Raw genomic sequence first — 25,274 nt, 5'->3', positions numbered from 1 at the left:
TTACCCCCGGGCCGCCGCGCGGCGCCGGGTCCTGAGAAGGGCCAGCCCGATGGCGAAGAGCGTGATCAGCACCGGGACAAGGGCGATGTTTACCAGTCGCAGCCGGCTCTCCAGCCCCTCAATGCCCTGCCGCAGCTCCCGCTGAACGGCGCGCAGCTGCTGGCGGGTGCTCACGATCTCGGCGCGGGCGGCTTCGATCTCCGCGCGCTGCTCCGGCGTGATGACGGCCTGGTTGTTGCCGGCCGGCCCCTGGCGCAACTCTCGCAGGCGGCGCTCCGTGGCCTGCAGGCGCTCGGTCAGCCCGCGCTCGGTCTGCCGGTAGCGCGCCTCGGCCTCGGCCCGCATGGCTTCCACCAGGGTGAAGGGCCGCAGGCTTTCCCCGCGGGAGCGGAGCGAGATGAGGGAGTCGCCGCCAGCCAGCGTGTCGGCCAGGTTCGCCACCAGGGCGCCATTGTCGCTGGTGGGCGTGGCGACCTGCTGGCCGAAGAAGTCCTGCACGCGGACCCAGAAGCGGTCCTCCAGTATGTCCGTGTCGTTGCCGATCACGAGGTTGGCGGGGCCGCTGGTCCGCGGGAGATGGGCAGGAAGCCCTTCGGCGCGCTGCACGCCTTCCGGCAGGGCGGGCGCGCCATCGGGGAAGGCCGAGTTCAGCACGCCGCGCACCCGGGCGAGCAGGACGTGGCGCCCGTCATTGGGCCTGAACTCCGCCAGGATGCGCGCGGGATCCGGGGCCTGCCGCACGCGCTCCGCCTCGATCAGCGCGGACTGCGCCGAGGAGGTGACGAGCGGCGTGACCTCCAGATCGGCTCCCTCGCGCTTCCGCACCGCGCCGGCGCTGGCAAAAGTGACCTGCGAGAGTTCTGCGCTGGCCACGTCGGTGCGGTTCAGGCTGTCGCCCTGGGCGCTGAACCAGGCGAGGTAGTCCACGCCCTGCACCCGGTCATTCGGGCCGGCGCGGACGCGCCAGGCGCCGCGCTGGTCCACCACCACCCTGTCCGAGGGGGCCTCTATGCCCCAGGGATTGAACAGCCGGTCCAGGTTGGAGGCGGTGGAGGCCGGCGGACGCCCCGTCGGGTCCGGGCGCGCGGCCTGGCTCTCGCTATGCGGATCGGTCAGCGCGAACAGCTTGCCCCCGCGCATCACGAACTGGTCGATGGCGTAGAGGGTCGGCTCGGGCAGGTCCTGGGCATGCGCCACCATCAGCACCTGCACATCGGCCGGGATGAGCTGGGCGTCCGCCGCCACCTCCCTCACCGTGAAGAACTGGCGCAGCTGCGTCATGACCTGGAAGGGCTGCCCTGCGCCGGGCACGCGCATCATCAGTGCGCGCGGATCGCCATTCAGCGGCAGGGAGGAGAGCACGCCGAGCACGGGCCGCGTCGGGTTCGACAGCTCATGCACCAGCCGCGTCAGGTCGTATTCGAGGAAACGCTCGCGGTCCGGCTGGAAGAACGGAACGGTGCGCTCGTCATCCAGCAGGTTGGTGCCGGCGAGCCCGAAATAGACCTGCTCCCCCGCATTATCGAGCGGCACGGCCTGAAGCCCATAGGCGAGCGCGCGGTCCTCCGTTTCGGAGAAGGGCTCGGGATCGAGGATTTCCAGCCGGATCCTGCCATCGGAGAGCGCGACATATTCGCGCAGCATTTCCCGCACGCGGTCCGCATAGGCACCGAAGACCGGCACGGCCGCGCCGAGGCGGCGGGAATAGAAGAGCCTGAGCGTGATGGGATCGCGCAGGTTGGAGACGACCTGCCGCGTGCCGTCCGATAGAGTGTAGAGGCGCTGTTCCGTCAGGTCGATCCGCGCGCGGCCGAGGAGCCGGTCCGCGAGGAGGTTCACGGCCACCGCAAGGGCCAGCACGGCCAGCAGCGCGCCGACGGAGAGCCAGGTGCCGCGCCCGCGCGGCTTGGGAAGGGTGGTGTCGCTCACGGGATCAGTCCGCCTTCCGCAGATCGACGGCGATGGCATTGGCGAAAAGCCAGGTGCCAATGAAGCTGGCGAAGAAGATGACATCGCGCAGCGCGACGACGCCGCGCGAGAAGGCCGCGAGGCGGTCCGTGACGGAGAGGCCGCGCGCCACCTCGGCCAGGACCGGTGTGTTGCGGCTGAGGAACTCGATCACCACCGGGGAGCCGGCGGCGGCAAAGAGGAAGCACACGGCGACAGCGAGCACGAAGGCGATCACCTGGTTCTTCGTCAGGGCCGAGATGGCTGCGCCGATCGCGAGAAAGGCGCCGGCCACCATCAGGCAGCCAAGATAGCCCGCGGCGATCACCCCGTTATCCGGATTTCCGAGGATATTGACGGTGATGACGAGCGGGAAGGTGAGCGCGAGCGCGATGGCGCAGAAGGCCCAGGCCGCCAGGAACTTCCCCAGCACCGCCTGCCACTGGGCGATTGGCAGGGTCAGCAGCAGCTCGATCGTGCCGAGCCGCCGTTCCTCCGCCCAGAGCCGCATGGTGATGGCCGGGACGAGAAACAGGAACAGCCAGGGTACGAAGGCAAAGAAGGGCTGCAGGTCCGCGGTGCCGCGGGCAAAGAAGCCGCCCAGGGTGAAGGTCAGCGCCCCCGACATGACGAGGAAGATGACGATGAAAACATAGGCCACCGGGGTGGCGAAATAGGAGGCCAGCTCGCGCCGGGCCACGGTCATCGCGCCGCCCATCACGCGGCCTCCGTCAGGCTGCGGAACACCGCGTCCAGGTCCGGGCCCCGCGCCGCGAGTTCCGCGGGCGTCGCGTCCGCCACCACGCGGCCGCGCGCGATGACGATGGCGCGGGTGCAGACCGCGCCGACCTCCTCAAGGATATGGGTCGAGATGATCATGGCCTTGCTGGGCGCCATCCGGGCGATGAGGTTGCGGACCTCGTGCTTCTGGTTCGGGTCCAGCCCGTCGGTCGGCTCGTCCAGCACCAGCACGGGCGGATCATGGAGCAGCGCCTGGGCCAGGCCGACGCGCCGCTTGAAGCCCTTGGACAGGGTTTCGATCGGCTGGAGGCGGACCTCCTCCAGCTGGGTCATGCGCATGGCATCATGCACCCGGTCCGCGGCATCGGTGCCGCGGAAACCGCGGGCGCGGGCGGTGAAGGCAAGGAAGCGCTGCACCGTCATCTCCGGATAGGTCGGCGCGCCTTCCGGCAGGAAGCCGAGATGGCGCTTCGCCGCCACGGGGCGGTCCACCACATCCTCTCCCATGATTCGCGCCGTGCCGGCCGTGGGTGTCACGAAGCCCGCCAGCATCTTCATGGTGGTGGATTTCCCGGCGCCGTTCGGGCCGAGAAAGCCCAGAACCTCGCCGGCCCGGACGGTGAAGGAGACGTCGTCCACGGCCGTGAAGGCGCCGAAGCGCTTGGTCAGGCGGTCGATCTCGATATGCGCGGCGTCCACGGTCACTTTCCCCTGGGGCGGGGGCCATTTCGCCGAAGACGTCGGAGCCCCCGCGCCGCCGGGTTACGGCGGGCGGGGAAGGGGCGCAAGACCCCGCCGCGCGCGGGTGGCTACCCTGCCGCCAGGGGCTTCAGGCTGGGATCATGGTCGAAGAGGGCAAGCAGGCTCCGCGCGGCCCGGCCCCGCTCCGTGGCCGAAAGGCCCGGATCCTTTTGCAGCAGCAGCTCCGCCTCCTGATGCGCCACGCGCACCAGACCCCCATGGCGCTGCGGGTCCGCGATGCGGCGGCCGATCTGCCCCGCCTGGCGTGTGCCCAGCGCGTCGCCGCCGCCACGATGGTCGAGATCGGCGTCGGCGATCAGGAAGCCGTCCTCCGTGTCGCGGATGACGGACAGCCGGCGCTTCTCACCCTCCAGCAGCTCGGCGGAGGGCAGGAGGAGGCAGTAGGACTGGGCGGTGCCGCGCCCGACCCGCCCGCGCAGCTGGTGCAGGGCCGAGAGGCCGAAGCGCTCCGCCTGCTCGATGATCATGATGGTGGCTTCCGGCACGTCCACCCCAACCTCCACCACAGTGGTCGCGACGAGAAGCTGGGCGCGGCCGGCCGCGAAGTCCCCCAGGGCTGCCTCGCGCACATCCAGGCTCTGTGCGCCATGGGCCAGGCGGACCGTTTCGCCGAACACCTCGCGCAGCTGGGCGAAGGTGGTTTCGGCGGCGGCATTGTCATGCGCCTCACCTTCCTCGATGGCACGCACCACCCAGTAGGCGCGGTCGCCCGCCGCGAAGGCCCGGCGCAGCGCGGCCAGGACCTCGGCCCGCCGGTCGCGGGAAACGATCCGGGTGACGATGGGCTTTCGCCCGGCCGGGCGGCCCTCCAGGCGGGAAACCGCCATCTCCCCCCACTGGGTCAGCAACAGAGTGCGGGGGATGGGCGTGGCGGTCATCACCAGGACATCGGTTTCCGTGCCCTTCTCGGTGAGCATCAGGCGCTGGGCGACGCCGAACCGGTGCTGCTCATCCACCACCACCAGTGCGAGATCCCGGAACTGCACGCCCTCCTGGAACAGGGCATGGGTCCCGACCACCAGGGGCAGAGAGCCTTCCGCCAAGCGCCGAAGCACCCGCGTGCGCTCCTTTCCCTTCACGCTGCCGGCCAGCAGGGCGCATTCCACCCCCGCCGCCCCGGCCAGGCGCTGGAAGGTGCGCAGATGCTGGCGCGCGAGCATTTCGGTGGGCGCCATGATGGCCGCCTGCGCCCCCGCCTCGACGGCCCGGAGCATCGCCATGAGGGCAACCAGGGTCTTGCCGCTTCCCACATCGCCCTGCAGCAGCCGCAGCATCCGGCGCGGGGCCGCGAGGTCCCGGTCAATCTCCGCGATCGCCTGGGCCTGGGCCGGGGTGGGCTCATGCCCGAAGGCCTGCAGCGCGCGGGCGCGCAGGGCGCCATCGCCGTGGAGGGAGCGCCCGGGACGCTCCAGCACGGCCCGGCGCACGAGGCCGATCGCGATCTGGCCGGCCAGCAGCTCATCATAGGCCAGGCGGTCGGTCACCTCGGGTGGCGGCACCGCCTCCGGGGACTGGAGGAATCGGAGCGCCTCGGCGAAGCCCGGCCATCGCCGGCGGCGCAGATGGGCGGGGTCCTGCCATTCGGGAAGGGCGGGGAGGCGGGCCAGGGCGGCCTGCATCGCCTTCTGCACATCGCGCGGCCCGAGGCCTTTCACGAGCGGCCAGACCGGCTGGATCGGCGGGATGATGTCGGGTGGGGAGACGAAATCCGGCGCGTCCATCTGCCAGCGCGGGCCGTAGCGGCGCACGCGGCCGGAGACGGTGCGGGCGGCGCCCTCGGGAAAGGCCCGGTGCAGCCAGGGCCCAACCCATTTCGCCCGGAGGAAATAGACGAGGTCGATCATGGCCCGCTCGCTCAGGCATTTGACAACCCAGGGCTGGGAGGGGTTCCGGGGGGCGTTCACCGCTTCCACCAGCAGCGGCACGGTCGCGATGTCGCCATCCGCCGCATCGGCCAGGCGGGTGATGCGCTGCCGGTCCACATAGCGTTCGGGCAGGTGGAGTAGCAGATCCAGCACGCGGGGCCCGGCGGCAGCCGCGAGCTGGCGCGCCTTCCCCGCGGCCTCGGGCAGGCTCTCAATGGGGGCAAGAAGCGGGGAGAGGTGGTCTGGCTGGGCTGGCATGATCTGGCGCGGGGCGTATATGGCACGCCACGAACGAATGCCGAACGGGGCACCCGCGATGGATGACGAACCGAACGAACTCTCCCCGCGGCGGCGGCGTTTGCTCTTCCGGGCACGCCATCGCGGCACGAAGGAGACGGATCTGCTGGTCGGGGGCTTCGTGTCCGACCGGATCGCGTCCTTCTCCGAGGAGGAGCTCGACGCCCTGGAGGAGCTGCTGGAACTGCCGGATGTGGACCTTACGGACTGGCTTTCAGGCCGCCGCCCGGTTCCGGCGGAACTGCAGAGCCCGATGATGATGCGCCTCATGGAGGCCAGCGCCCTGCCTGGCGCGGGCATCCCCGAAGAGATGCGGAAGAACTGAATGGCCCTGGACGTCTACGGCGCCCCCGAGGGGTATGACGGGCTGCTGGTCGCCCGTCGGCGGGCGGAGGAGCAGGGGGCGGTCCTGCATGTGTGCCGGGATGATGCCCGGATGCAGCGCATGGCGGACGCCCTGGCCTTCCTGACGCCAGAGGCGGATGTCCTGACCTTCCCGGCCTGGGACTGCCTTCCCTATGACCGGGTCTCCCCGAACCCCGAGATCATCGCGGAGCGGGTTGCGACGCTGACCCGGCTGATGGAGCCGCCCGCGCGGCCCCGGATCGTGCTGACCACGGTGAACGCCCTGGTGCAGAAGGTGCCGCCGCGCGCCGTCTTCGCGGGCGCGACCCTGCGACTGGCGAAGGGCGGGCGGGCTGATCCGGACAAGCTCATCGCCTTCCTGGAGGCCAATGGATATGGCCGCGCCGGGACGGTGATGGAGCCGGGCGAATACGCCGTGCGCGGCGGCATCATCGATCTCTACCCGGCGGGCGAGCCGGACCCGGTGCGGCTGGACCTGTTCGGCGACGAGATCGAGAGCCTCCGGCGTTTTGACACGGGCACCCAGCGCAGTGCGGAGGCGCTGCAGGAGCTCTGGCTGCGCCCGATGGGCGAGGTCTTCCTGGACCCCGATTCGATCACCCGCTTCCGCACGGAGTACCGGGACCTGTTCGGGCCCGCAGCGGGGGACGACCCGCTCTATGTCAGCGTCTCGGCGGGCCAGCGCCACCCGGGCATGGAGCACTGGGCCGGGCTGTTCCACGAGTCGATGGAAACCCTGCTCGACTATCTCGGTCCGGCTTCGACCAGCCTCGACCACCAGGCCGAGGACGCGCTGGAAGCGCGGCTGGAAATGATCGAGGACCATTACGAGGCGCGCCGCATGCCGCCGCGCGAGGGGGAAGTGCCCTATCGCCCGGCACCGCCCCGCCGCCTCTACCTGGACCGCCGGGGCTGGGACCGGATGCTCTCCGGCGGGCCGGTGCTTCGCTTCAATCCCTTCGGCAAGCCGGATGGCACTGAAGGGATCGAGGCTGGCGGCCGGCAGGGACGGCTTTTCACCGAGGTGCGGCAGGCCGGGGGCAATGTCTTCCAGGCCTTCCACGAACATGCCCGCGCCATGGCGGGGCAGGGGCGGCGGACCGTGCTGGCCGGCTGGACCCGGGGTTCCCGCGACCGCCTCGCCAATCTCCTGCGTGAGGCCAATGTGCCGACCCAGCAGGTGGAGGACTGGCCCGGCGTGCAGAAGCTGCCGCCCGGCGTGGTGGGCCTGGCCGTCTGGGGGCTGGAGCGCGGCTTCATCGGCGCCTCGGGTGCCGATGGCGAGCCGGGCATCTCCGTCGCGGGCGAGCAGGACCTGCTGGGCGACCGCATCGCCCGCCCGCCCCGCCGCCGGAAGCGCGCGGACCAGTTCATCGCGGACGCGACCGAGATCGAGGAGGGTGACCTTGTCGTCCATGCCGATCATGGGATCGGCCGCTATGACGGGCTGGAGACGCTGGATGCCGGCGGCGCGCCGCATGACTGCCTGCGTCTGATCTATGATGGTGGGGACAAGCTCTACCTTCCCGTCGAGAACATCGAGGTCCTGACCCGCTTTGGCAGCGACGCCGCGGGCGTCTCGCTGGACAAGCTCGGCGGCGTCTCCTGGCAGAACCGCAAGGCGAAGGCGAAGTCGCGCATCCAGGACATGGCGGCGCAGCTGATCCGCACCGCCGCCGAGCGCCAGACCAAGGAAGGGGTGCTCGCCGCCCCGCCCGAGGGCGCCTGGGACGAGTTCTGCGCACGATTCCCCTTCGCCGAGACGGAGGACCAGCTGCGCGCCATCTCCGACATTCTGGAGGATCTGGCGGCCGGAAAGCCCATGGACCGGCTGATCTGCGGCGATGTCGGCTTCGGCAAGACGGAGGTGGCGCTCCGCGCCGCCTTCGTGGTCGCCATGACCGGCGCGCAGGTTGCCGTGGTCGTGCCGACCACGCTGCTGTCGCGCCAGCACTACCGCACCTTCACCAAGCGCTTCGAGGGGCTGCCGATCCAGATCGGCCAGCTCTCGCGCATGGCGACCGCTAAGGAGCAGGCGGCGGTGAAGGCGGGGCTGAAGGACGGCACCGTGAACATCGTCGTCGGCACGCATGCGGTGCTCGCGAAGGGCGTGGAATTCGCCGATCTCGGCCTCGTCATCGTCGATGAGGAGCAGCATTTCGGCGTGGCGCACAAGGAGCGGCTGAAGTCGCTCAAGGCCGATGTGCATGTGCTGACCCTGACCGCGACTCCCATCCCGCGCACCCTGCAGCTGGCGCTGTCCGGCGTGCGGGAGATGAGCGTGATCGCGACCCCGCCGGTGGACCGGCTGGCCGTGCGCACCTTCATCATGCCCTGGGACAGCGTGGTGATCCGGGAGGCCATCCAGCGCGAGCGCTTCCGCGGCGGCCAGGTGTTCTGCGTCGTCCCCCGGCTGGAGGACCTGCCGAAGGTCGCGACGCGGCTGGCCGAGATCGTGCCCGACATCCGAGTTGCCCAGGCCCATGGGCGGCTGACGCCGACGGAGCTGGAGCGGGTGATGACGGAGTTCGGCGACCAGAAATACGACATCCTGCTCTCCACCAACATCGTCGAGTCCGGGCTGGACATGCCGGCGGTGAACACGCTGCTGATCCACCGGGCCGACATGTTCGGCCTGGCGCAGCTCTATCAGCTGCGCGGGCGCGTCGGGCGCGGGAAGCAGCGCGGCTATGCCTATCTCACCTGGCCGCAGACGCACCGGCTCTCGGCCGCCGCGCAGAAGCGGCTGGAGGTGATGCAGACGCTCGACAACCTGGGCGCCGGCTTCACCCTTGCTTCGCATGACCTGGACATCCGCGGCGCGGGCAACCTGCTGGGCGACGAGCAGTCCGGCCATGTTCGCGAGGTCGGCATCGAACTCTACCAGCAGATGCTGGAAGACGCTGTGCAGGACATTCGCAACCGCCAGCGGGGCAAGGGGCAGAAGGGCGAGGCGCCGGACCGGGACTGGACGCCGAACATCAATCTCGGCCTGCCCGTCCTCATCCCGGAGGACTATGTGCGCGACCTGCCCGTGCGCCTCGGCCTCTATCGCCGCATCGGCGGGCTGGCGAACGAGGCGGAGCTGGAGGCGATGGCGGCGGAGCTCACCGACCGCTTCGGCCCGCTGCCGCCGGAGGTCGAGAATCTGCTCCAGGTCGTCTCCATCAAGCGCATGTGCCGGGAGGCCGGGGTGGAGAAGCTGGATGCGGGGCCCAAGGGCATCGTGCTCGCGTTCCGGCGCAACAACTTCGCCAATCCCGGCGGGCTGGCCGCCTGGGTCGTCTCCCAGAAGGGCGCGGTGAAGCTGCGGCCGGACCACAAGCTGGCCGTGGTGCGCGAGATGGAGCTGGCGCAGCGCGTGAAGGTGGCGCGCGAGATCCTGCAGGCCTTGCTGCGCGTCGCCGCTCAGGCCAAGGCAGCCTAGCCTCCGCCTGCGGGCGGGGGCGAGTCCAGGGGAGTTCGAATGCGGGATCCGAAGGTGCCGGCCTCATGGCCGCTGGAATCCCGCCCGCCCTGGCTCACCCTGGCCGGCGCCACGCTGCAGCACGCCGCGATCATGTCGGTCACCCTGGTCTTTCCGCTGCTGGTCGCGGATGCGGCGGGCGCGGACGAGGCGACACGCGCGCGCTATCTCGACCTGGCGATGCTCGCACTGGGGGTCGGCACCCTGCTCCAGGCCTGGCGCTGGCGCGGCATTGGCTCAGGTTTCCTCATCCCGGCCGTCTTCACCGCCGCCTATGTGCCGCCCGCCCTGCTGGCCGCCCGCACCGGGGGGCTGGGCGCGGTGGCGGCCATGACGATCGCGGCAGGGATCGCCGAGATGCTGCTCTCTACCCAGATCCGCCGCCTGCGCGCCTGGGTACCGGCAGAGGTGATGGGGATTGTGGTGCTGCTCATCGGCCTCATCCTGGGCCTGCTGGGCTTCCGGCTTATGCTGGGGATCGGCCATGGTGCAGGGCCGGAGACGCCCGGCTCGCTTGCCGGCGGGGTCGCCGCGCTTGCGGTGGTGCTGGCGGTCACGGTCTGGGGCAATGCGCGCCTGCGGCCGGTGGCCGCTCTCTGCGGCCTGGCGGCGGGCACGGCGCTCACCTTCTTCCTGGATGGGGGCGCACAGGGCGGCGGCATCCCCGCCTCTCCCGGGGCGAGCTTCATCAGCTGGCCGGTCGTGCTGCCGGATTTCACGCATGGCGCGTTGCTGCCCGGCTTCCTGATGGGGGCGCTGGCCTGCCTGGCGCGGGCCTCGGGTGACATCGTCACGGCCCAGCGGGCGAACGACCCGAACTGGACGGCCCCGGATTTCGAGCAGATCCGGCGGGGCACGATGGCGGATGGGCTGGGCACGCTGGCGGCGGGGCTGCTGGGGGTGCCCGGGCTGAACACCTATTCGGCGAGCATCGGCCTAGCGGTCGCCACCCGGATCCTTGCAAGGCGCGTGGGCATCGCCGTCGGGCTGTTCTGGTGCGCCATGGCGTTGCTTCCGGGCACGGCGGGGCTGGTGCTCGCCATCCCGCGGAGCGTGCTGGGCGCCACGCTGCTCTTTTCGGCGGCCTTCGTTGTGGCCGCGGGGATGGGGATCGTGGCGCAGCGCCTGCTGGATGCCCGGCGCACCGCCACCATCGGGCTCGCCGTCATTCTCGGCCTCTCCTATGACCTGGTGCCGCAGTTCTATGCGCGCATGCCCGGCTGGCTCGGGGGGATGATCGGCTCCTCCCTCGTTCTCGCCCTCCTCACGGCCCTCCTTCTCAACGCGCTCTTCCGCATCGGCACGGCATCCCGCGCCAGCTTGAGCTGGAACCGCGACGACGAGGACCTGTCCGCGCCGGCGGCCTTCATCCTGGAGCAGGGGCGGCGCTGGGGCGCCGTGGCGGCCGTTGTGGAGCGTGCGGCAGCTGCGCTGGAGGAGTTCGCCCATGCGGCGCCAGCCCTGGCCGAGCCGGGAAGCGCCGTGGAGATGGAGGCGAGCTGGGACGAGCTGGCGCTGGACCTGCGCCTGCGCTGGCAGGGCAAACCGCTGCCGGAAGGCCGGGCGGAGCCGGGCGAGGACCCGGTGGCGCTGGCCCTGGCGGTGCTGCGCCACCGCGCCGGGCGCCTGCGGGAAGCAGGCCTGCCGGATGGGCGGCGGGAGCTCCGGCTGCGCTTCGAGGCTTAAGGCGCGCTGGCCAGGTTCAGGCGAAGCTTGCGGTGGTCCGGGAGGCGATCTCCCGGATCAGCTTGGCGCGCATCGCGCGGGCGAAGTCGGCGCGGCTCTCCGCCGTCATGACGAAGGCGCCGGGGCCGGCGATCACCGTTTCCTCATAGGTCTGGGTAAGACCGGGGCGGCCGGCCTCGATGGCAAGGGCGTTCACGATGATGCCCTGTGCCGCAGCGGCTTCCCGGGCGATGGCGACCGGGTTCACGCTCCGCATGTCCGGTGCGTCGCCCGAGATGTCGATGACCCGCTCGGTGGCCCACCATGGGGCGGCGGCGATCAGCGCGACCGAATGGTCCAGCGCATCGCCCATCGCGTTCCAGCTCTGGCGGGAGCGGGGGGCGCCGATCACGGCCCGGGCCAGCGCCGCGGCCGATGCAGCACCGGAGACGCGGTGCCATTCCACCACCGTGGCGGCGCCGGCCGGGGCACCCCATTCCACCATGGCCACCCCGATCGCGGCGCGGGGGCCGGCGCCGATGGCGGAGAGCACGGAGGGATGGGTCAGGGCCTCCGCGCAGCCCTCCCGCTGAAGCCGGAACTCGTCCTCGTCGATGCTGCCGGAGGCATCCACCGCCAGGACAAGGAGGAGGTCCACCGCGGCGTCCTGCGCCAGCGCTTTCCCTCCTGCCAGGGCTGGCGGGATGAGAAGCGCTGCGCGGCGCGCGATGCCGCCCGGCCTCACGCGGCCTCGACCAAAGCGACGTCCAGCAGGCGCTGGAGCACCTCGGGCTCCTGCGCTCCGGCGATGGCGTGGCGCCCCGCCAGCACGAAGCATGGCACCCCGTTGATGCCGAGCCGATGGGCGCGGAGGTTTTCGGCCTGCACGGCATCAACCTCCTGCTCGCCGGACAGGAAGCGGCGCGTGGCCGCCCGGTCCAGCCCGGCTGCGGCGCCGATCCCGGCCAGGGTGGCATGGTCCGCGATATCCGCCCCCTCCGCGAAATGGGCCAGGAAGAGGCGATCCACCACCTCTTCCGCCGCGCCGCGCCGGGCGGCCAGCCGCACGAGGCGGTGCGCATCGAGCGAAGGGGGGGTGCGGTGGATGAGATCGAAGCGGAAGGGCACGCCCTCGGCCCGGCCCATCTCGGCCAGGGTGGCATGCAGCCGCCGCGTGCGGTCCGCACCGCCCGAGCGCCGGCTGAAGCCTTCGCGGCCGCTGGCCGGCTGGTCCGGGTTCAGCAGGAAGGGGCGCCACATCAGGTCCGCCACGATCTCGGGCCTGGCCCGGAGCGCGCGGCGCAGGCGACGCGTGCCGAGAAAGCACCAGGGGCAGACCAGATCGAAGACCACCTCGATGGGTAGCCGGGCGCGGGGCGGGGTGAGGGCGTTCACCGCGCCAGTCTAGCGCCGCGGCCGGCCGCGGGGCCAGGGTTCTCGCCATGCCGGCCGGGGCTGTAGAAGGGGCGGGCAGCCCAGGGAGCGTCCATGCCGAACCCCTATGCCGAAAGGCCCGACCATGCCTTCTGGTCCAGGGCCGTGGCCGACCCGCCAGGGGGTGAGGTGGATCCGGTGGCCCGCGCCCCCTTCACCCTGACCCCAGGGGACCGGGTGGCCACCGCCGGAAGCTGCTTCGCCCAGCATATCGCGCGCCACCTCGCGGCATCGGGCTACGGGCATCTGCGGACCGAGCCGGGGGACCCCAAGGAGGATGGCGGCTTCTCGGCGCGCTACGGCAACATCTACACCGCGCGCCAGCTGCTCTTCCTGATGGATGAGGCCTACGGGTTGCACCGCCCGGCCGACGACGTGTGGCAGCGGCCCGACGGGCGCTTCGTGGATGCGCTGCGGCCGCGCATCCCGGCCGCTGGCTACGCCACGCCGGAGGAGGTGCGGGCCGTGCGGCGGGCTCATCTCGCCGCGGTGCGGCGGGTGTTCGAGGACTGCACCGCCCTCGTCTTCACCCTGGGTCTGACCGAGGCCTGGCTGGGAGAGGACGGCACGGCCTATCCCGTGGCGCCCGGCGTGGTGGCGGAGCCTCCGGAGGGCAGGAGGCTCCGTTTCCGCAACCTCGGCATCAAGGAGGTGCGGCAGGACCTGCTGGCCGCCATCGAGCGGCTGCGCGAGGTGAATCCGGGCGCGCGGGTGATCCTGACCGTCTCGCCCGTGCCGCTGGTGGCCACGATGAGCGCGGCCCATGTGCTTCCCGCGACGATCTACAGCAAATCCGTGTTGCGGGTCGCGGCGCAGGAAGCGGTGGAGCGCTTCCGGCACGTGGCCTACTTCCCGTCCTACGAGATCATCACGGGACCGCAGGCGCGCGGGCGGTATTTCGCGCCCAATCTTCGGTCCGTGACGGAGGAGGGCGTGACAGCCGTGATGGGCGTGTTCGAGCGCCACTATCTGGCCGGGGCGAAGCGGAAGGCCGCTCCGCCCGAGCCGCGGCGAAGGGTGGAGGCCGGGACGATCGACGCGGAGACGGAGGCGACCCTGCGCGTGGTCTGCGACGAGGAGGCGATCGAGGCGTCGCTTCCGGGCCGCTGAGGGCCGCGATGCGCTTCGCTGTTCTCGGGAACTGCCAGACCGGCACCATCGCCGATTGCATCGCGCTTTACTTCCCCGGCGCCGAAGTGGTGCGCTACGCGTCGGGCAACCCGGCGACGGCCGAGCGCGCGGCGGGGATCGCCGAGGAGCTGCATGGCTTCGACCATGTGTTCGCTCATGCCGAGATGAGCGAGCGCATGGGCCCGCTGCGCCACGCCATCCTGCGCGAGACGCACCCGCGCACCGTCTTCATGCCCGGCGTGGCCTTCAGCGGCTTCCAGCCCGATTGCATTTACCTGGCCGACGCCAAGGGCACGCTGCCATCGCCGGTGGAGGTGTACCACTCCGCGCTCGCCGCCGCCGCCTTCACCCTTGGGCTGGAGGAGGAGCGGGCCGTGTCGCTGTTCAACGCGCTGGTGTTTTCGCGCCTTGGCTATTTCGACGAGCATGCGAAGGCCAGCGGCGCGATGGTCGCGCATTTCCGGCGCATGGGATACGAGATCGGCGAAAGGCTGCCGCTGTGGCAACGCGATCGGCCTTTCATGTACACGATCAACCATCCCCGCTGCATCGTGCTGGCCGATATCGCCCGGCTGGCGCTGGAGAAGGCAGGATTCACCCCGCCGGAGATGCCGGATGTTTCCGACGTGCTGGGCGATCCGCTCTCCCGCATGCCCATCTTTCCGCTCTATCCCGAGATCGGGCGGCGCCTGGGGCTGCCGGGCCACTACTTCTTCCGGGATACCATCCGCGGCGACCAGCCAATGCGCCCGCTGGACCTGCCACTCTTCGTCGCCCGCAGCTTCGAGATTTATCGCGGCATGCCGGAACGCGTGTCGGAGGCGGTGGAGCGCCATCCGCGTGCAAAGCCGGCGGCGGAGGCGTTGAAGGCCATGCTCCGCCTGGGCTGAGGCGTTCAGCGCGCCGTTGTCACCCCGACCTGCCGGCACATGTCGAGCAGGAGGCAGGCGGAGCAGCGCGGGCGCACCCCGGTGCAGACGAACTTCCCGAAAGGCACCAGCCTTTCATTGATCTCGATCCGATAGTGCGGCGGCAGCACCGCCTCCAGCGCGGCCATGCTGCGCTCGGGCGTGGCGGTGGCGATGATGCCCCAGCGGTTGGTGATCCGGTGCACATGGATGTCCACCGCGATGACGGGTTTGCCGAAGGCGACGCCGAGGGTCAGGGCGGCGATCTTCGGGCCGACGCCGTGGAAGGCGGTCAGCCCCTCCAAGGTGTCGGGCACCTCGCCGCCATGTTCGGCCAGTATGCGCCGCGACAGTGCCAGGATGTCCCGGGCCTTGGGTTCGGGGAAGGTTGCGCCCCGCAGCAGCTCCACCAGTTCCGCCTCGTCCAGGGCCGCCATTTGTTCGGGCCGGCGCGCAACGGCGAAGAGGCGGAGGCAGACGGGCGTGGTCACCTCGTCCCGCGTCCGAGCGGAGATCAGGCTGGCGACCAGCTGCTCGTAAGGGGAGCCGTATCCGCGGTCACGCAACTCGAACATCGCCGCCTTCGGCAGGTCCGCCACCATGATCCGGAGGCGGCGAAAGGCCTCGTCGGGATCGAAGGGGTGCTTCTCCGGGCCGGTCGGGGCCGCTGCGGAGGGGCGGGGCTGGGATGCGGCTGGCATGCCGGTGGAACGCGGTCGGCACCGGCTCGGCTGCGCCGGTGCCGCCGGTGCCACCGGGCGACAGCGCCGGTCGTTTGCATTAAGCAAGGAGGACTCGGCGGAGACCAAGGTGATTCCTGAAACGGCCGGACAGCGGCTGAGGCATGCGGATCAGGTGCAAGGCACCCCTGCCGACCCCACGGCGGAGCCCGTACGGGCCGCGTCTGTCCGCCTGTCCATGCGCCTTGCCCTGGCCGCGGTGGTGATGGCGCCGCTCCTGCTCGCCGCCGCCTTCTCTCTGGAGGCCTGGCGCGGCGCCTGGCGCGGGGTGGAAACGGACGTGGCCCGTATGTCGGACGCTGCTGAGCAATATGCGCGGCGCATGCTCGAAGGGCAGATCCTGCGCATCCACCGCGCAAACGACCTGCTGGCAGGGTTGAGCGACGAGGAGATCCGGGCGCGAGAGGCCGAGTTCCATGAGGCACTCCGGGATGTGGCCGGGGAACGGGAATCGCGCTCGGGGGAGAACTTCTACCTCTTCATCTATAACCGAGACGGCTACGCGCTAGCCTCCAGCAATGTCCTGCCGGTTGCCGCGAACCGGCCCATGCAGGACCGCGAATTCAACCAGGCGCTGCGCGGGCCGGACGCGCCGCCCTTCCATGTCAGCCCGGTCTATCATGGGCGGGACACGCAGCGACTTTTCGCCACCGTTACGGCCCGGCGGGCGCGGACGGGCAACGGGCTTCCGCCCGATACCTATGACGGGGTCGTGAACGCTTCCCTCTACCTCGACCATGTGAACCCCGCACTCGCAGCGCTCGCGACTGGCCCGGGCGACGTGATCACGCTCGTGCGCGAGGATGGCGCGCTGCTCGCCCGTTCCTCCGGCTTCGGGGATCGCGCGCCGGAGGATCTGTGGCTTCGGCCTGACAGCTGGATGCTGGCCGCTATGCGGCGAGCTGGGGAGCAGAAGCTGGCCAGCGGCGCCTCCAACGTGGATGGGGTGGAGCGCGCCACGGCGTTCCGGCGTATTGGCGGGGGATGGCCGGTCTATGTGATCGCTTCCCGCGCCCACTCCGCCATCCTGGCCGGATGGGCGAGGGAGGTAGCGGCTCCGGTCGCCATCGCATTGTGCTGCTTCCTCCTGCTCCTGCTGCTTGCGCGCGGCATCGTTCAGCGGCAGCGGGCTCTTGAGGCGGCTAATCTCGGGCTTGAACGGCGAGTGGCGGAACGCACCCGAGCCCTAGCCGAGAGCGAGCGGCTGACCAGGCTGGCGCAAGGTGCGGCTCAGGCAGCCCCCTGGTCCTGGGAGCCTGAGACCGGCGTGGTGCACTGGTCGCCCGAGATGTTCGCCCTGCTCGGCCTCGATCCCGCAGAGGTCGCCGCGGGTTTCGATGTCTTCATGGATTGTGTGCATCCCGAGGACAAGCTGCGGCTGAGGGAGGCGCTGGAGCTGGCGCTGCGCGAGGGCAGTATGTCAGCGGAGTTCCGCGTGTTCCGCCGACGGCCTGGCGGCGGGCGGGAAGAGCGATGGCTGCTTTGCAAGGGGCATTTCTACCCGGCCGGACATGGCGAGCCGGCAACGCTGTTCGGCATCGATCTCGACGTAACGGAAAGCCGCCGCTCGATCGAGCGGCTGGAGGCGGCGGCAACCGCGATGCAAGGCTTCGTCTACGAATGGGATCTTCCCGGCGCCTCCGTCACGCGCATCGCCGGGGCGGCGACGCTGCTTGGAGAGGACATCCCGGCGACCCCGGAAGCCTGGACGGAAAGGGTTCATCCCGAGGACCGCGAGAGGGTAGAGGCGGAGCTTGATGGCTGCATGGCCGATCCGCTGCGGGACCGGTATTCAATGGAGTACCGCGTGCGGCGTGCCGATGGGGGCTGGGCATGGGCCTGGGACCGCGGGCGAGTCTATCGCGATCCGGGGACCGGGGAAGCGACGCGCGCGCTCGGCGGTGCCGTGGACATCACCGGGCGACGCCTGGCAGAGGAGCGGCAGACCCTTCTCATGCGCGAGGTGGACCACCGCGGGAAGAATGCCCTGGCCGTGGTGAAAGCGGCGCTGCGCCTCACACCCATCAATGATGCCGCCAGCTTCCGGAAGGCGATCGAGGGGCGCGTGGATGCGCTGGCCCAGGCGCAGTCCCTTCTGGCGGAAACGAACTGGTCCGGCACGAGCCTCAGGATGGTCCTGGAGGGTACCCTGGCCCCGTTCCTGGGCGATACCGCGCCAAGGGCCGAGTTGGAGGGGCCGCCGGTGACGCTGACCGCGACGGTGACCCAGCCTCTGGGTATGGCGCTGCATGAGCTGGCGACCAATGCGACAAAGTACGGGGCGCTCTCCAGCCCCTCAGGCCTGCTGCGCGTCAGCTGGTGGCTGGAGGCGGAGGAGTTGCGCCTGCGCTGGGAGGAGCGGGGCGGGCCGCGCCTGCCGGAAGCCCCGGCGCGGAAAGGCTTCGGATCCCGGGTCGTGGACATGACCATCCGGGGTCAGCTCGGCGGCCGAATGGAATGGAATTGGGGCGAGGAGGGACTGGTCGTGGGGATGGCAGTTCCGGGCCGACGGAGCGTGCTCGCCAGCGGCTTGCCCGCGGACGGACCGCAGGACGGCCCGCGCGACTTGGCGCTCGGTTGAGGGCTTCCGCAGGGCTGTCGACCGGGCCGGCCGCGATGGTCTCTACCATCCGCAAGGGGAACTATAATAGAAACACGATGGCGGAGACGATCTTCAAGAAACTAAATTCGGAACTCGTCTGGTACACTATCATCGCAGCCCTCTAGGAGGCCGTGTAGACCATCGGTGGTTACCTGCCCTGTTTCAGATAATGATCGCCAACTAATTGGCCCTTGTTTATGAGGCCGAAGCAAGTCCACCCGGGAGCCGGGCTGATCTCTGGGCTTAAAGCGATTTGACCCCGCTTGTGGACAGAGAAACGGCGCTAAGCTAGACCCGCAAGAGTCTGGAATGAGGCGAGCTTTCATGTCCCTGACGGTTCCCGAGGCCATGCCTGTCGAGACCGCAGCGGCCGAGCCCCCCTTGGTCGTGGATCTGGACGGCACACTCATCCGTTCTGACACGCTGATCGAGAGCTTTTTCGCCAGCCTGGGAATCTGGCCACTTGGAGCGCTGCGGGCCATGCTAGCCCTGCGGGAAGGCAAGGCGGCGTTGAAGGCGCGCTTGGCCGATATCGCGCTCCCCGACCCAGCGAGCTTGCCGCTCAACAAGGAAATCGTCGATTTCATTGAGACTGAGCGTTCCCGCGGCCGCCGTGTGTATCTCGCCTCCGCCGCGGACCGACGCATCGCCGAGAGTGTCGCGACGGAACTCGGCGTGTTCGATGGGGTCTTTGCCACCCATGGCGACGTTAATCTGAAGGGTGAGACCAAGGCGGCCGTGCTGGTCGAGGCATTCGGCGCGAAGGGCTTCGACTATATCGGCAACGGCTCCGTCGACTTTCCGGTTTGGGAACAGGCACGCTCCGTGCTGGTGGCCGATGCGCCGGTGGCAGTCGAGCGGGAGGCGATGGCTCGCTGGCCGAATGCGCGGGTCATCGTGGAGCGGACGATCTCACCGCCTGCGTACCTCAAGGCGATGCGGCTGCATCAATGGGCGAAGAACCTGTTGCTGTTCGTGCCGGCCATGACCGGGCATCGCTGGGGCCTCGGAGACATCGCGGCGTGTTTGCTCGCCTTTGTGAGCTTTGGCCTTACCGCCTCCAGTGTCTACGTCACCAATGACCTGGTCGATCTGGCGCGGGACCGCGAACATACCACAAAGCGGCACCGGCCCTTCGCCGCCGGAGATATTCCGCCGATTCACGGCGTATTCATGATCCCGGCGCTGCTCATCGCAGGCCTGCTCACGGCGGCACTCGTGGGGCCGTTCTTTCTGCTGGTTCTCCTGGCCTATTGCGTCACGACTCTTGCGTATTCGCTGCTGCTCAAGCGCAAGATGCTGTTGGACGTTGTGACCCTTGCCGGCCTTTATGGTATCCGCCTTTACGCGGGCGCCATTGCGGTAGGCATTAGCCTCTCGGCCTGGCTCGGAACGTTCGCGCTGTTCGTCTTTACTTGCCTGGCGCTGGTGAAGCGCTGTGCGGAACTGGTCGAGCGCAGCACAGCAGGCCGTGGCAACCCCTCCGGACGCGATTACCAGATCGCCGACCTGCCGGTGCTGTTCGCCATGGCGGCTGCGAGCGGCTTTACCGCCGTGCTGGTCGTGGCCCTCTATGCCGACAGCGCTGCGGTGCGGGCGCTCTACACCTCGCCTAACCGCCTCTATCTGATCTGCGTCGTGCTGCTGTACTGGGTGGGCCGTGTCCTGATGCTGACGCATCGTAACCGGATGCATGACGACCCGGTATTGTTCGCGGCGACAGACCGGGTCAGCCAGGCTTGTGCGCTCGTATGCCTCGGCATTGTGCTGGTGAGTGTCTGAACCATGCTCGACGGCATTCTCGCCGCGCGGCCGCGCGGCTTCAGCTTGGCTGCGCGCTATGTTGCCTTTGCCCTGTTGGCGAGCACGCTCAATCTCCTCGTGCAGATGGCCGTCATGGGCCTCTATCACGGACCTTGGGCGCTTCTGCTGGCCATGGCCGCCGGAACCGCGGCAGGGCTCGCGCCAAAATTCCTGCTGGACAAGTACTGGATCTTCTATGACCGCGCGCCGGGCCGGCTGCGCGGACTGCGGCAGTTCATCCTGTACGGCCTCTTGTCGGTGGTGACGACGCTGCTGTTCTGGGCTTTTGAGATCACATTCCACTGGCTCGGCGACGGCGGGCCGTTGCGCTATGTCGGCGCAGCACTTGGCCTAGGCCTCGGCTACTGGGCGAAATACCACCTCGACCGGCATATGGTCTTCGGCCGCGCATGAGGGCCGCCACGTGAAGATCGCGGGCTGGGGGCGCTTTCCGGTCGCCGAGCTGCCCTGCCGCGCGCTGCGAGACCTTGAGGCAGGGCGCGCCGCGCTGCAGGCACTGCCCGGTCTGATCGCCCGTGGCAACGGCCGCAGCTACGGCGATGCTGCGATCGGCGCCGGCGGCGTGCTCTCCACCTTGCCGGCAGACCGGATTTTGGCCTTCGATGCGGATAACGGCAGCGTGACATGCGAGGCGGGTCTGCTGCTCGCCGACCTGCTGGACGTGCTGGTGCCGCGCGGCTGGTTCGTGCCGGTGACGCCAGGAACAAAGTTCGTAACCCTGGGCGGCATGATGGCCGCCGATGTGCACGGCAAGAACCATCACGGCGCCGGCAGCTTCGGCGATCACGTCCTGCAGATGACGTTGCTGATGGCCGATGGCAGCCTCCGCCGCTGTTCACCCGCGGAGGAGGGCGCACTCTTCGCCGCGACGCGCGGCGGCATGGGGCTTACCGGCGTCATTCTCGACCTGACTCTTCGGCTCATTCCGATCGAGACCTCAGCGATACGGCAGGAGACCCGACGAGCGCCTGATCTGGGAGCGGCGTTGGCAGCGCTGGAGGAGACGCGCGGCGCCACCTACGCCGTCGCCTGGATCGACTGCCAGGCGCGTGGACGCAATTTCGGGCGTTCCCTGATCTATGTCGGCGAGCATGCCACGCGGGCGGAGGCCCCGCATGCAGCGCTCGCCGTGCCGCAGCGGCGCAGCCGGCGTATCCCGCTCGACTTCCCAGCCGTTGCGCTGAACCGCTGGAGCATTGCCGCGTTCAACGAGTTGTACTGGCGGAGTGGCAGGCCTGGCACGACGCTCGTCGATTACGACAGCTACTTCTATCCGCTGGACGCAGTGCTGGAATGGAACCGCATCTACGGCCGGCGCGGCTTCGTGCAGTATCAGTGCGTGCTTCCCTATGCCGCCGGGGAAGGCGGAATGGCGGCATTGCTGCGGCGGATCGTGCAATCCCGTCGCGGATCCTTCCTGGCCGTGCTGAAGTTGTTCGGGCCGGGCGCGGCGAAGGCGCCGCTCTCCTTCCCGATGGAGGGCTGGACCCTCGCTCTCGACTTTCCCGCTGATGCGGACAGCTTCAACCTGCTGCTGGCCCTCGATGCCATCGTCACCGATCATGGCGGCCGCCTCTATCTGGCCAAGGATGCACGCATGGGCGCGGGCATGCTGCGGGCCGGCTATCCGCAACTCGACGCCTTCCGTGCCACGCGGGCGGCGGCCGATCCTGGGCGGAAGTTCCGCTCGCTGCTTTCGCAGAGGCTCGACCTGTGAGCGACACCAAGCGCGCCGCGATGGCTACGCAGACGGCAATGATCGTCGGCGCCACTTCCGATATCGGCCGGGCCCTGGCGCGCGCCTATGCCGCGGAGGGACAGTCGATCGTGCTATGCGCCCGCCGGCCGGAAACGGTGGAGCGCGACGCGGAGGACCTTCGGCTACGCCACGGCACCACCGTCAGTGTGGTCGGCCTCGACCTGCTCGACACGCCGGCCCATGCGCGGGTGCTCGATGCACTGCCTGTCCTCCCGGATACGGTGGTAATGGTGGCCGGCCTGCTCGGTGAACAGCCGCGTGCCGCGGCCGAGATCGTCCATGCCGCCGAGATCATGCGCAGCAATTACGAGGCACCGGCGCTGTTCCTGGGCGAGGTTGCCAACCGCATGGAGCGGCGCGGCAGCGGCACCATCATCGGAATTAGCTCGGTTGCCGGCGACCGGGGCCGCGCCACCAACTATGTTTACGGCTCCGCCAAGGCTGGGTTCACCGCCTTCCTATCAGGCCTGCGCAACCGGTTGGCGCGTCAGGGTGTGCATGTTCTGACGGTGAAGCCGGGTTTCGTTGCCACTCGTATGACTGAGGGCATGGACCTGCCCAAGGCGCTGACCGCCCAGCCGGAGGAGGTGGCCGCGGCCGTGGTGAAGGCAGCGGCGCGGCAGCGTGACGCCATCTATGTCCGCCGCGTCTGGTGGCCGATCATGACCGTGATCAGGTTGATTCCGGAACAAATCTTCAAGCGGATGAAGCTGTGATGCCCGCCCCTCTGGCTGCGCCGCAAGGGCCTCGCTTTGGCGGCGGGATCATGCTGCTGGTCGTCCTCGCTGCGCTCCTCTCGCTGTTCGGCATACCCGGCCGTTGGCTGTGGCTGGATGAGTTGCTCTCGGCCAATTTCTCTGCCGAGGGGCCTTGGGCGACACTGGTCACAGTGCTGCGCTTCGATGTGCATCCCCCGCTATATTACCTGCAACTCAGCCTCTGGATGCTGCCCTGGCAGGACGATGCTTGGTTGATGACCAACTCCGTCCTCTGGCACGGGGTGGCGGTTGCACTGCTGGCCTGGGCGGCAGCCGGGCGCTATGGGCCTCGCGTCGGACTTGGCGCGGGGCTGCTGCTTGCCGTCTCCCCCGCCGCTCTCGCCTATGCCGACCAAGTTCGAATGTACGCCTTCATCATGGCGATGATCGTGTGGGTTTGGCACGCGCAGACGCGCTGGCTGGAGGGGCGCGGCGGCCGTATGGGCTGGCTCTGGATAGCATTGAGCCAGGTAGCGGTGACCAACAGCCATACCGCGGGGCTGCTGATGCTTTCCGGCTGCGTTACTCTGGGCGCGGTCACTGTGATGCAGCAGGGCAGGGGCCGAATGCTGCGCTGGCTGGCGATTGAACTGCTGGTCCTGGTCCTCTCGCTCCTACCCCTGCTCATTGGCATGATGCGCGGCGTCACCCATCTTGCCGTACCTGGCACCACGGAGGTGCTGGAGGTTCTGCGTTTCCTGGCCGGCGCCGCCGACGCGCCGCTGCCGGTTGCAATCCTGCTGAGCCTCGCGATTCTGGGCGGGCTGGTGGCTGCCGCGCTGCGCGACCGTCTGCTGGCGCGTGATGCGCTGACGCTGATCCTGCTGCCACTCCTGCTGGCAGCCTTGCTGAGTTACCTGCACCGGCCTGTCTGGATCGAGCGCATCTTCGTGCCCGTGCTTCCCTTCATTTGTCTGTGCTTGGCCCGCGCATGCCTGAGGCCGGTAACGCCGATCGCGGCCGTTCCCGGGACGCTGCAGGACGAGCTGACCGGACGAGGTGCGGACGCAGAGCGTACGGCGGTGAGGGACCAAACGCAGAGGCGCATTGGTCCAGCGCTCCTGCTGGCCCTGGCTGTTATCTGGCTCGGACTGGACCTGCGCTACCAGATTCCGCGGAGCAAGGGTGACGGCTTCCGCTTGGCCGCCGAGGCGGTGCAGCAACAGGCCGTTCCAGGCGACACGATCCTGTTCGAGAGCGATTTCTCCTACTGGTGCTTTCTCTGGTACTTCAAAGGCCCCGATTGGGGGAGCCCGCGCCAGGCCTTCATCATGAATGCTGATTGGGCACGAGTGATGCAGCGCCTGCCACCAGTGCTGACGCCGCTACTCGGGTTGGGAGAGAACGATCGAACTCGGCTGGTCAACGGAGTAACTACGCTGCTCTGGGACCGTCAGCAGCCGATGCCGGCAATAATGGGCGGGCAGTTGTTCCGGTTGCGGGGGCCTGACGGAGCTGTCGCGCCAATACCGGGCCGGAGACTGGTGGCACGACAGCAGTATCGGCAGCTTGTGCTGGAGCAGTGGGCGCCGGAGTCCTGAGGTACTGACTATTCCGTTGTGATTTGGTGCCGGTCAAGCTTATGCGCCGGGGCAGTGGAGACTGAGTGGTCATCTGCCTCCAGATTGTAGTGCGCAGGGCTTTCTGCTGTTTTGACTTAAGAGGTGCCGGGCGCAGCGCCAAATAATCCTGGAGTAGAAGGCCGGAAACTACGTTGGTTCTTTGCGGGAGTCAGCATCTACTTCGAGCCCGTGAGGCGGCGTGGCGGATGGGGTGGGATTCGAACCCACGGTGGGCTTGCGCCCACGCCGGTTTTCAAGACCGGAGCAATCGACCGCTCTGCCACCCATCCGGACACGCAATCGCGCGACGACAGCCGCTCAGGCGCGGGTTACACCGGCTGACGCAGCAAGGGAACCATGATGCGCCGATTGGGCCTGATCTTCGCCGCCATGCTTTCGTCCAGCCCTGCTCTCGCGCAGGAAGCGCCGGACTGGCGCGGGACGCTCAGCCTCACGGTCGAGAACGACCTTTTTGGCGGGTCCGACCGCTACTACACCAACGGGCTGCTGCTCACATGGCGCTCCCCCTCGGCGGAGTTGCCCTGGCCACTGAACGCCATGGACCGAGCGCTGGACCTGGCCTTTGAGCCCGGTGCGCTGCGCTGGGGCCTGTCCCTGGGGCAGAACATCTACACGCCGCGCGACACCAGCACACGCCGGCCGGACCCGCGGGACCGGCCCTATGCCGGCTATCTTTACGGCGCCGCCAGCCTGACCCGGACGACGGAGCGCACCCAGACCCTGGCCGAGATCCAGCTGGGCGTGGTGGGGCCCTCCGCGCTTGGGGAGTTCGTGCAGAACAATTGGCACGACGTGCTGAACATCCGGAACGCTGAGGGCTGGGACCGGCAGCTGAAGGACGAGCCCGCGGCAACCATCCTGCTGGAACGCCGCTGGCGCATACCCATGGGGCAGGTGGGGCCGCTCCAAGCAGAGGCCATTCCGGTCGTCGCCGGTGCGCTGGGCAATGTCCAGACCTATGCCTCGGCCGGCGCGCTGTTCCGGATCGGCGACGGGTTGGACGCGGACTGGGGCCCGGTGCGGATCCGGCCCGCTCTGGCAGGGTCCGGCTTCTTCCAGCCCCGCCAGGATTTCGGCTGGTATGTCTTCGCGGGGCTGGAAGGGCGGGCGGTTGCCCGGGACATATTCCTCGACGGCAACACCTGGCGCGACGGCCCGCGCGTGGACCGGCGCGTGCTGCTGGGTGATCTGCAGGCAGGCGCGGCCGTGATGTGGCGCGGCGTCCGCTTCGCCTACACCCATGTGCTCCGGAGCGAGGAGTTCTATGGCCAGAAGGGCGTGCAGTCCTTCGGGTCGTTCAGCGTCTCCTTCCGCTTCTGAAGCATTCGGTTAGGCGGGAGGGGGACCGGGCACGCCATCCGGGAAGAAACAGGCAAGGTCGACTACGGAGGCCGGGCTGCAACGGCTTGTTGCAACACCTCCGTTG

At 69.3% G+C, this 25,274-nt stretch carries 19 protein-coding genes and 1 tRNA gene; 12 read left to right on the top strand and 8 right to left on the bottom strand.

Going from position 1 to position 25,274, the window contains the following annotated elements; genetic code table 11:
- The 4 genes from J8J14_RS03850 to recG form a co-directional block, all read right to left on the bottom strand.
- Complete coding sequence (locus J8J14_RS03850) at positions 1-1,929, bottom strand: Gldg family protein (RefSeq protein ID WP_342452381.1); 1,929 nt, start codon at positions 1,927-1,929, stop codon at positions 1-3.
- A gap of 4 nt (positions 1,930-1,933) precedes the next feature.
- On the bottom strand, positions 1,934-2,665 hold the full coding sequence (locus J8J14_RS03845; protein ID WP_209378140.1) for an ABC transporter permease: 732 nt from the start codon (positions 2,663-2,665) through the stop codon (positions 1,934-1,936).
- Positions 2,665-3,387, bottom strand: a complete 723-nt coding sequence (locus J8J14_RS03840) for an ABC transporter ATP-binding protein (RefSeq protein ID WP_342452380.1) — start codon at positions 3,385-3,387, stop codon at positions 2,665-2,667. The genes J8J14_RS03845 and J8J14_RS03840 overlap by 1 nt, the downstream gene beginning before the upstream one ends.
- A 110-nt stretch (positions 3,388-3,497) precedes the next feature.
- Entirely contained in the window at positions 3,498-5,573 is a 2,076-nt protein-coding gene (gene recG / locus J8J14_RS03835; RefSeq protein WP_209378138.1) for an ATP-dependent DNA helicase RecG, read from the bottom strand.
- Positions 5,574-5,631: 58 nt separating this feature from the next.
- Here recG and J8J14_RS03830 point away from each other — a divergent pair, with 58 nt between their 5' ends.
- From J8J14_RS03830 to J8J14_RS03820, 3 genes are read left to right on the top strand one after another with little or no spacing between them, the layout of a single operon-like run.
- Positions 5,632-5,937: a succinate dehydrogenase assembly factor 2 gene (locus tag J8J14_RS03830; RefSeq protein WP_209378137.1), complete on the top strand. Its 306-nt coding sequence runs from the start codon at positions 5,632-5,634 to the stop codon at positions 5,935-5,937.
- Positions 5,938-9,405 (top strand): transcription-repair coupling factor, encoded by a 3,468-nt coding sequence (gene mfd, locus J8J14_RS03825; RefSeq protein ID WP_209378136.1) that lies wholly within the window; start codon positions 5,938-5,940, stop codon positions 9,403-9,405.
- 39 nt (positions 9,406-9,444) lie between these two features.
- Positions 9,445-11,130: a solute carrier family 23 protein gene (locus tag J8J14_RS03820; protein ID WP_209378135.1), complete on the top strand. Its 1,686-nt coding sequence runs from the start codon at positions 9,445-9,447 to the stop codon at positions 11,128-11,130.
- A 16-nt stretch (positions 11,131-11,146) separates the two neighbouring features.
- Here J8J14_RS03820 and J8J14_RS03815 read toward each other — a convergent pair whose 3' ends face one another.
- Both J8J14_RS03815 and J8J14_RS03810 read right to left on the bottom strand, forming a co-directional pair.
- Complete coding sequence (locus J8J14_RS03815) at positions 11,147-11,767, bottom strand: DUF1194 domain-containing protein (RefSeq protein WP_342452379.1); 621 nt, start codon at positions 11,765-11,767, stop codon at positions 11,147-11,149.
- An 83-nt stretch (positions 11,768-11,850) separates the two neighbouring features.
- Positions 11,851-12,504, bottom strand: coding sequence for a DsbA family oxidoreductase (locus J8J14_RS03810; RefSeq protein ID WP_209378133.1), 654 nt, complete (start codon positions 12,502-12,504; stop codon positions 11,851-11,853).
- Between the two features lie 93 nt (positions 12,505-12,597).
- Here J8J14_RS03810 and J8J14_RS03805 point away from each other — a divergent pair, with 93 nt between their 5' ends.
- Positions 12,598-13,653, top strand: coding sequence for a GSCFA domain-containing protein (locus J8J14_RS03805; protein WP_209378132.1), 1,056 nt, complete (start codon positions 12,598-12,600; stop codon positions 13,651-13,653).
- 8 nt (positions 13,654-13,661) lie between these two features.
- The gene (locus J8J14_RS03800; RefSeq protein ID WP_209378131.1) at positions 13,662-14,564 is read left to right on the top strand and encodes a WcbI family polysaccharide biosynthesis putative acetyltransferase; all 903 of its coding nucleotides are present in this window, start codon (positions 13,662-13,664) and stop codon (positions 14,562-14,564) included.
- A gap of 5 nt (positions 14,565-14,569) precedes the next feature.
- Here J8J14_RS03800 and J8J14_RS03795 read toward each other — a convergent pair whose 3' ends face one another.
- Complete coding sequence (locus J8J14_RS03795; protein ID WP_209378130.1) at positions 14,570-15,283, bottom strand: endonuclease III domain-containing protein; 714 nt, start codon at positions 15,281-15,283, stop codon at positions 14,570-14,572.
- Positions 15,284-15,500: 217 nt separating this feature from the next.
- Between J8J14_RS03795 and J8J14_RS03790 the strand changes: the two genes are divergently transcribed.
- The 6 genes from J8J14_RS03790 to J8J14_RS03765 all read left to right on the top strand — a co-directional run bounded on the left by J8J14_RS03790 (position 15,501) and on the right by J8J14_RS03765 (position 23,806).
- The gene (locus J8J14_RS03790; RefSeq protein WP_209378129.1) at positions 15,501-17,903 is read left to right on the top strand and encodes a PAS domain-containing protein; all 2,403 of its coding nucleotides are present in this window, start codon (positions 15,501-15,503) and stop codon (positions 17,901-17,903) included.
- Between the two features lie 345 nt (positions 17,904-18,248).
- Positions 18,249-19,706 (top strand): UbiA family prenyltransferase, encoded by a 1,458-nt coding sequence (locus tag J8J14_RS03785; protein ID WP_209378128.1) that lies wholly within the window; start codon positions 18,249-18,251, stop codon positions 19,704-19,706.
- A 3-nt stretch (positions 19,707-19,709) separates the two neighbouring features.
- Positions 19,710-20,141, top strand: a complete 432-nt coding sequence (locus tag J8J14_RS03780) for a GtrA family protein (protein ID WP_209378127.1) — start codon at positions 19,710-19,712, stop codon at positions 20,139-20,141.
- A gap of 10 nt (positions 20,142-20,151) precedes the next feature.
- Complete coding sequence (locus J8J14_RS03775; protein WP_209378126.1) at positions 20,152-21,465, top strand: FAD-binding oxidoreductase; 1,314 nt, start codon at positions 20,152-20,154, stop codon at positions 21,463-21,465.
- Positions 21,462-22,223 (top strand): SDR family oxidoreductase, encoded by a 762-nt coding sequence (locus tag J8J14_RS03770; RefSeq protein WP_209378125.1) that lies wholly within the window; start codon positions 21,462-21,464, stop codon positions 22,221-22,223. Before J8J14_RS03775 ends, J8J14_RS03770 begins: the two co-directional genes overlap by 4 nt.
- Positions 22,224-22,273: 50 nt before the next feature.
- Complete coding sequence (locus J8J14_RS03765) at positions 22,274-23,806, top strand: hypothetical protein (RefSeq protein ID WP_209378124.1); 1,533 nt, start codon at positions 22,274-22,276, stop codon at positions 23,804-23,806.
- 221 nt (positions 23,807-24,027) lie between these two features.
- Here the strand turns inward: J8J14_RS03765 and J8J14_RS03760 are convergent.
- Positions 24,028-24,117, bottom strand: a tRNA-Ser gene (locus J8J14_RS03760).
- Between the two features lie 67 nt (positions 24,118-24,184).
- On the opposite strand from J8J14_RS03760, the gene J8J14_RS03755 reads away from it, so the two are divergent.
- Positions 24,185-25,168 carry a lipid A deacylase LpxR family protein gene (locus tag J8J14_RS03755; RefSeq protein ID WP_209378123.1) on the top strand — a complete coding sequence of 328 codons (984 nt, stop codon included), beginning with the start codon at positions 24,185-24,187 and terminating at the stop codon, positions 25,166-25,168.
- The last annotated feature ends 106 nt before the right edge of the window (positions 25,169-25,274 follow it).

The organism is Pararoseomonas baculiformis (assembly GCF_017813395.1).
Lineage (GTDB): Bacteria > Pseudomonadota > Alphaproteobacteria > Acetobacterales > Acetobacteraceae > Roseomonas > Roseomonas baculiformis.
Note: the sequence above shows the minus strand (reverse complement) of the source record. Positions and strands in the feature narration are given on the sequence as shown.

Excerpts from the sequence above, each read along its gene's own strand:
- recG (WP_209378138.1), bottom strand. The coding sequence starts at position 5,573 with ATGCCAGCCCAGCCAGACCACCTCTCCCCGCTTCTTGCCCCCATTGAG.
- J8J14_RS03790 (WP_209378129.1), top strand. The coding sequence starts at position 15,501 with ATGCGCCTTGCCCTGGCCGCGGTGGTGATGGCGCCGCTCCTGCTCGCC.
- J8J14_RS03785 (WP_209378128.1), top strand. The coding sequence starts at position 18,249 with ATGTCCCTGACGGTTCCCGAGGCCATGCCTGTCGAGACCGCAGCGGCC.
- J8J14_RS03755 (WP_209378123.1), top strand. The coding sequence starts at position 24,185 with ATGATGCGCCGATTGGGCCTGATCTTCGCCGCCATGCTTTCGTCCAGC.
- J8J14_RS03795 (WP_209378130.1), bottom strand. The coding sequence starts at position 15,283 with ATGCCAGCCGCATCCCAGCCCCGCCCCTCCGCAGCGGCCCCGACCGGC.
- J8J14_RS03845 (WP_209378140.1), bottom strand. The coding sequence starts at position 2,665 with ATGGGCGGCGCGATGACCGTGGCCCGGCGCGAGCTGGCCTCCTATTTC.
- J8J14_RS03830 (WP_209378137.1), top strand. The coding sequence starts at position 5,632 with ATGGATGACGAACCGAACGAACTCTCCCCGCGGCGGCGGCGTTTGCTC.
- J8J14_RS03800 (WP_209378131.1), top strand. The coding sequence starts at position 13,662 with ATGCGCTTCGCTGTTCTCGGGAACTGCCAGACCGGCACCATCGCCGAT.
- mfd (WP_209378136.1), top strand. The coding sequence starts at position 5,938 with ATGGCCCTGGACGTCTACGGCGCCCCCGAGGGGTATGACGGGCTGCTG.
- J8J14_RS03780 (WP_209378127.1), top strand. The coding sequence starts at position 19,710 with ATGCTCGACGGCATTCTCGCCGCGCGGCCGCGCGGCTTCAGCTTGGCT.
- J8J14_RS03765 (WP_209378124.1), top strand. The coding sequence starts at position 22,274 with ATGCTGCTGGTCGTCCTCGCTGCGCTCCTCTCGCTGTTCGGCATACCC.
- J8J14_RS03820 (WP_209378135.1), top strand. The coding sequence starts at position 9,445 with ATGCGGGATCCGAAGGTGCCGGCCTCATGGCCGCTGGAATCCCGCCCG.
- J8J14_RS03805 (WP_209378132.1), top strand. The coding sequence starts at position 12,598 with ATGCCGAACCCCTATGCCGAAAGGCCCGACCATGCCTTCTGGTCCAGG.